Origin of the sequence: Exiguobacterium sp. RIT341, assembly GCF_000632205.1 — a bacterium.
GTDB lineage: Bacteria > Bacillota > Bacilli > Exiguobacteriales > Exiguobacteriaceae > Exiguobacterium_A.
Genome location: NZ_JFYW01000012.1, coordinates 139,058 through 145,730 on the forward strand (window position 1 = coordinate 139,058; position 6,673 = coordinate 145,730).

Consider the following 6,673-nt stretch of genomic DNA (forward strand, 5'->3'; position numbering starts at 1 on the left):
AAAATCCAGTCCATTATTTTTTTGATGCTTACATTAGGAAATGCTAATATGATGACAACATATTAGCGGATTCGAATATGAAAAAGGAGTGAACATTTTGGAACAATTACTGGAACCATTGGACTTAAAGGTAAGGGTCGTACATGGTTTTTCTAATAAGACACGATTGCAGATCTTAGAATGTATCCGTGACGGAGAGAAAACCGTCACGGAAATCGTCGAAGCGATTCAAGGAAATCAGTCCAACGTCTCGCAACACTTGGCGTGTCTAAAAGGATGCGGATTGATTCAAAAACGGACACAAGGGAAGTTCGGGTACTACTCGTTGCGAAACGATACCGTACGAGAATTATTGCGACTGTTTGGAGAACTGACGTTAGAAATCGGTCAGGAATCTGCTTGTTGTGAACATCACATCGAGGAGGCGTAAAGATGGCAAGTTCCTGTTGTAACAATGACTCTTCGAAGGAGAGCGCTCCAAAAGAAGGGAAGAACGCTTCTTTACCGACAACGACGTGCTGTACCTCGAGCGCAGACACGCAACGTGGAAAGGCGGATCAGACAAGGTGTTGTACGACCTCCGAATTAGCGGGTACGTCGTTACAAACGGAACCTTCTGAGTCTCCGCCTAACGATACGGAGACATGCTGTAGTAAGGTGCCACTGGAGAAGGTGAATCCGGACGATGCGTCATGTTGCGCCTCGAGTAGCCCTGGATCAGCATCGAACCTCGCTACTCGTGCGACGTATACCTACCGAATAGAAGGGATGGATTGTCCCTCTTGCGCCGCGACGCTAGAGAAGGGGTTGGCGACGATACCGGAGTACCAGCACGTGTCCGTCCAATATGGTGCTGCTCGTCTGAAGATCGACAGTGAAGAAGAACCAGATGATCGTCGTTTAGGGGAGGAAGTCCGAAAATTAGGATTCCATCTCATCCTTCCCGATAAATCAGATCAGCTCGTCCAAACATTCACCGTTTCCGGGATGGACTGTAGTAGCTGTGCTAAGACGATCGAACAACACTTTCAAAAGATGCAAAATGTCCAGACCGTCACAGTTTCGTTTGCCCGTGGGGAGATGGAAATCGACCATCAGCTGGATGCTCGACAAGTCCAAAGCGAGCTGAACAAGATCGGTTTCGATGGATACGTCAAGGGAAAGAAAACGTCCGAGGCACCGGTCCGGTCGTTCGAGGGGATCTCCTTGATCCTGTCCGGGATTTTGATTGGTCTGGGATTGCTCATCCAAACGAGCGGAGTAGCGTATCTTCCGAATGTTTTGTACGGTATCGCCTTGATCCTCAGTGGGGGGAGAGTTTTCCGGAGTGCCTATTATGCCGTCCATGCCCGCTCACTCGACATGAAAGTATTGATGAGCGTAGCATATTGATGAGCGTAGCAGCCATCGGTGCCGCATGTATCGGGGAGTGGCTCGAGGGAGCGACCGTCGTCTTCCTCTTTGCCATCGGCAATTTGCTTCAGAATCGCTCCCTTGCGCGGACGCGCAATTCCATTCAGAAACTGATCGAACTGTCTCCGAAGGAAGCCTTCGTGCTGACGGACGGGGACGTTAGACGTAAACCGGTGGAAGCGGTGCGAGTCGGAGAAATCCTCCGGATTCGACCAGGTGATCAGGTTGCACTGGACGGCACGATCCTGAACGGGACGACGACCATCAATCAAGCACCGATCACGGGCGAATCGATTCCTGTCGATAAGAAGGAAGGCGATCACGTATTTGCCGGAACGCTCAACATGGATCGTTCGTTCGACATGATCGTCGAGAAGACGTATCAAGAGACGACGCTTGCGCACATCATTGAACTGGTCGAGGAAGCGCAGGATAATAAAGCACCGAGTGAAGCGTTCATCGATCGTTTCGCGAAAGTGTATACACCGTTCGTCTTCCTAGGTGCATTGTTGCTGATGATCGTCCCACCTTTACTCCAACTTGGTAGTTGGGGAGAGTGGTTCTATAAGGGGTAGCGTCAGGAAAATGCGGATTTACAATGCTAAGGAAATTCCCATACTAAAAAGCCAAATTTCTCAACATCAATTGAGAAATTTGGCTTTTTCCGTTGCTCAGTTAAAGCGTCCTTTAGTTGTATATTTCCTGTTAATATCCCTTTTGAAGCATAACATTGTTTTCAATGATCGCACCCGATAGTTGACGCCCATTTTAGAACCTATTCTTTGATTTTCAATAAGCGTAAACTGTTTAATGTTACAAGTAAAGTTGCTCCCATATCAGCAAATATAGCTATCCAAAGTGTTAACCAACCGGGCATGACCAAAAGTAATGCCACTAATTTAATCGCCAAAGAGAAGGTAATGTTTTGCTTGATGATTGCTAAAGCCTTACGGCTTAATTTTATTGTGTATGGCAATTTACTCAAATCATCAGACATTAAGGCGATGTCAGCCGTTTCTAAAGCTGTATCATTTCCAGCACCACCCATTGCTACACCAACGGTAGATGCCGCAAGGGCTGGAGCATCATTCACGCCATCTCCGACCATCCCCACACTTTGATGTTTTTCTCGAAGTTCTTTAATAAAATTAAGCTTATCTTCTGGAAGTAAGTCAGCTTTAATATCCGAAACACCAACTTGTTTTCCGATGGCTGTTGCCGTTCTTTGGTTATCGCCTGTTAGCATCACTGTTTCGATTCCCATATTGTTCAACTTGCCGATAACTTCTTTAGACGATTCCCTCATTTCATCGGCTACGGCAATAAACGAAAGAATTTCTTTTTCTGTTCCTAACACCATCACCGTTTTACCTTGAGTTTGCATATCGGCAATTTTTTCTTTCCTATCGCTTGAAATGCTTCCGTGTAATTCCTCAAAAAGATTTGGACTTCCCACATAATACATTTCATTATTTATTTTGGCTTTAACGCCTTTACCTGTAATGGATTGAAAATCCTCTACTGTTACTTCGTTGAATTTTAATCCATTTTCTTCTGCTTTTCGCATAATCGCTGAAGCAAGAGGGTGCTGTGATCCTTTTTCAATGGCTGCTGTTATGGTCATTAATTCATTTTCATTTCTACCATATGTCACAATGTCTGTTACAGCAGGAATCCCTTTGGTTAATGTTCCTGTTTTATCAAAGGCTATCGCTTTTAAGTGTCCTGCTTCTTCTAAATGGATACCACCTTTAATTAAAACACCATTTTTCGCTGCATTTCCTATTGCTGTAACCACAGCAACTGGAGTTGAGACTACTAAGGCACAAGGACAACCAACCACTAATACAGCTAAGCCTTGATAAATCCATTGGCTCCAGTCTCCGCCAAATAATGGTGGAACTACCGCAATTAAAAGAGCTAGTATGACAATAGCTGGTGTATAGTATTTTGCAAATTTATCGACAAACGCTTGAGAAGGGGCCCGTTCTGCTTGGGCTTCTTCTACCAAGTGAATGATTTTTGAAAGAGTAGTATCTTCAACTCGTTTTGTTACTTTAACCTCAAGTAACCCTTCTTCATTCAAGGTTCCTGCAAATACTTCATCATTTGTGGTTTTCGTTACTGGAACACTTTCACCTGTAATCGCAGCCTGATTTAATGTCGATGTACCTTTAACCACTATTCCATCCATTGCTAACTTTTGACCGGGCTTAACAATCATGATGTCTCCAACTTGAATATCATCAACATGAATCATCATTTCTTCATTGCCTCGTCGAATTAACGCTTCTTTTGGGGCAATATCCATTAAAGATTCAATAGATTGACGTGCTTTATCCATTGAATAACGCTCTAATGCTTCACTAATCGCAAATAGGATAACAACGGTTGCCCCTTCACCCCATTCACCAATGATTGCAGCTCCTATAATTGCAATAGTCATAAGCGTATTCATATCGAAATTTAATCTGCTTAGATTTTTGAGACCTTTAATGAATAATGAATATCCACCGATTAAAATGGACGCTGCATAACCAATTGTCGGTAGAACATGCTCTTCACCATACTGCTCTCCTAAGAACCAGCTAACTACAAGTAAAAGAGCTGATATATATACCTTAATGTTTTCTTTCTGCTTCCAAAAAGGTTCTCGTTCTACCCTTTGTTCTTTTTCATCTCGAATTTTTAAATTTTCAAATGCTCCTGCTTTTTCTAATTCTTCAATGGTTGTCGTCCCTTTAACATAAACTTTAGATGCTCCGAAATTTACTTTCGCATCCTGAACACCGGGAAGTTCTTTAACATTATTTTCAAAAATGGCTGCACAGTTAGTACAAGTAAATCCTTGAACACGATAGGATTTCATTTCTTCTTCAGACAGTTTTGCTTTCCCACTAGACATTGATCTTCACCTCTTTCTTATGTGCCAATGCAATCATCATAATTTGTCTGATATGCTCATCATCTAATGAATAAAATGCAAGTTTTCCCTCTTTTCGAAACTTAACAATCCCTTGCTTATGGAGCGTTCGCAGGTGATGAGAGGCATTTGCAACCGTAACACCTATAATATTTGCTATATCACACACACACAGTTCGTCATCTTGACATAAAGCATAGGTAATTTTTGCTCTATTTTCATCTGCAATAGCTTTTAACATTTGGGCAACACTAGAAATATCTACTGTCTGTAAATCACCTTGTATTCGATTGACCTTTTCTTCGTCATAACAATAAATTTCACAAGTATCTTTCTTAATCACATTCTCACCCCAATATCATTCAAGTGTTTATTTGAATATAGAATAACCATTTTTAATAATTCATTCAAGTGTTTTTTTGAATGAGTAAAAAAATTCATAAAAAAAGAATTGGAGTACCCAATTCTAATAACAAAATAACCAAACTGCATAAGACTTTAAGTACATAACATTATCTGGCCAATTAATGGAATAGGACTGAACTATTTGTTCTCTTCCGATAGCTTTCTATATAATGAAGCCCTAGACACATTTGTAATTTCACAAAATATGATGTGATGCCAAAAGTGGATTAGATGATGTTCAAATTTAACATAGTCATTCGTCCTTATTTTGACCATGATTTTTTCTTCACTCCGTTAGAGTAACGCTTAATATTTGCTTGAACGGAACGATTTCGATATCGAGATTTCGTTTGACGAGGTGGACTTCCTCCTGCACATAGTCGAGCTTCTCAACGAAGGCATCGAAACGATGCGTCAACGGACCATTCATCGCCGTCACCGTGACGATGTCTCCGCTGAAGATGGCGTCGTTCAACGCGTTCTCGATCGTTCCATCGATTGGTCCCTCCGTATCCTCGAACTTGAAATGATGGACCTCCTGGTAATAGCGTTTCAGCAATCCTTTATGTTCGGGCATCAGAAACGGAATCCATTTCTTATTACCCCGATCTTCATAACTCATCGAAATGACTCCTTTTTATAATAAGAACGTTTGTTCTTATTATGTTCCTCATTTCTTTCGTTTTCAATCCGCTTTTTCGACATCTCATCAATTCGATTGTTCCTGGGAACAAAAAAGGCAGCGACGATTACCTCGTCACTACCTCATTATGTTTCGGCTATTTGATTGGACTAGAGATTCATTCTCCGACCATGCCGTCATGGTCGTTGTCCCGCATATATTGGTACAGCCAATGCTTCTCGGTGATTGGCATCATGAAGCCGGCGTCCTTCGCTTCCTGGATCGTCACTTGACCATTGCCGTCGGTATCGACGCGCGAGACATCCTCGGTCGCTGCAGTATCGGGAGTCGACTTCGCTGTCGTTTCTTGTTTTGTCTCCTTTTTCTTAGTTAAACCGAGTGCCGCATTCGTCTCGTCCGGATTGTCGTTCTTGAACCGGTCGACGACAGTGTTTCCACGGACCGTATAGGTATACTGATACGCGGATGGAATCATCGTAGACGTATTTGGATAGGTGATTTGCGCCTCGAAGTTTGTCGCGCCACCTGCCTTGCGGATGACGTCCTCCATGTACGCCTGGTCCCCATGACGATTCAGTGTACTGTCCTGCGGAGTGATGTTGTAGGCGTTCGAGACTCCACCGAGCGAATCGGCGATGATATGTCCTTCATCGAGATCTGCGCGTTCGACTCCAGGTACCTTCGCTTCATCGGAGTAGTAGCGTCCATCACGCGTGACGTCTTCCGTCGCATCATCCTGGAGGACGATCTTCTTCGCGATGACGCGGACCAACTGTCCATGCTCATTCGTGAACGCCCAGTACTTCCGGTCACCGAATCCGATGTCGACGACGACGTTCGCCTGTCGACTGCCGGACAGGTCTCCGCCATCGACTAAAATCTTCTTATATCCTGTGAAAGAATCTTTTGCAGTTGGTGTTTTTGATTCCGTTGATGCCTTTTTATCCTTTGACTGCTTGGTTGTACTCGTATCAGCCTCTTTTTCTGGATGTTGATTAGAGTCCTTCTTCGCATCGGTCTTTTGTGTAGTCGTGTCGTCCTGTTGCGCTACTTGCTCCGTTTGATCGGGTGGAGGTGAGGTCGTCTCCGTATCTGTACATCCTGCCATCAATAGAACAGTAAGGGGAATCGCTATGTAAGAAATCTTCATGAGTGTACTCCTTTTTCATTCAGTCTGTCATTGCGTCCTTCATTATAACGCTACTTATCAGTTCTTGCTGTCTTATTTGGAATTGGTGGTGCGGTGAATGATCCTTTCAAAGGCATGGAACAGAGCGGTACCGCTCTGT

General features: G+C 43.4%; 7 protein-coding genes. 3 read left to right on the plus strand and 4 right to left on the minus strand.

Annotation, left to right across the window (positions count from 1 at the left end):
- The first annotated feature begins 97 nt into the window (after window positions 1-97).
- The 3 genes from BW42_RS15305 to BW42_RS16095 are packed head-to-tail and all read left to right on the plus strand — an operon-like array spanning window position 98 to window position 1,988.
- Window positions 98-430, plus strand: coding sequence for a helix-turn-helix transcriptional regulator (locus BW42_RS15305; protein ID WP_081780456.1), 333 nt, complete (start codon window positions 98-100; stop codon window positions 428-430).
- Window positions 431-432: 2 nt separating this feature from the next.
- Window positions 433-1,392, plus strand: a complete 960-nt coding sequence (locus tag BW42_RS16220) for a cation transporter (protein WP_081780457.1) — start codon at window positions 433-435, stop codon at window positions 1,390-1,392.
- Complete coding sequence (locus tag BW42_RS16095) at window positions 1,392-1,988, plus strand: HAD-IC family P-type ATPase (RefSeq protein WP_052019224.1); 597 nt, start codon at window positions 1,392-1,394, stop codon at window positions 1,986-1,988. Before BW42_RS16220 ends, BW42_RS16095 begins: the two co-directional genes overlap by 1 nt.
- 200 nt (window positions 1,989-2,188) lie before the next feature.
- On the opposite strand, the gene BW42_RS15315 is transcribed toward BW42_RS16095, so the two are convergent.
- The 4 genes from BW42_RS15315 to BW42_RS15330 all read right to left on the minus strand — a co-directional run bounded on the left by BW42_RS15315 (window position 2,189) and on the right by BW42_RS15330 (window position 6,534).
- A complete protein-coding gene (locus tag BW42_RS15315) occupies window positions 2,189-4,318 on the minus strand; it encodes a heavy metal translocating P-type ATPase (RefSeq protein WP_035413050.1) in 2,130 nt (709 codons plus the stop codon).
- Complete coding sequence (locus tag BW42_RS15320) at window positions 4,311-4,679, minus strand: metalloregulator ArsR/SmtB family transcription factor (RefSeq protein ID WP_035413053.1); 369 nt, start codon at window positions 4,677-4,679, stop codon at window positions 4,311-4,313. The genes BW42_RS15315 and BW42_RS15320 overlap by 8 nt, the downstream gene beginning before the upstream one ends.
- A 348-nt stretch (window positions 4,680-5,027) precedes the next feature.
- Window positions 5,028-5,363, minus strand: a complete 336-nt coding sequence (locus tag BW42_RS15325; RefSeq protein WP_035413056.1) for a YolD-like family protein — start codon at window positions 5,361-5,363, stop codon at window positions 5,028-5,030.
- A 178-nt stretch (window positions 5,364-5,541) separates the two neighbouring features.
- On the minus strand, window positions 5,542-6,534 hold the full coding sequence (locus BW42_RS15330) for a DNA/RNA non-specific endonuclease (RefSeq protein WP_035413059.1): 993 nt from the start codon (window positions 6,532-6,534) through the stop codon (window positions 5,542-5,544).
- Window positions 6,535-6,673: the final 139 nt, after the last annotated feature.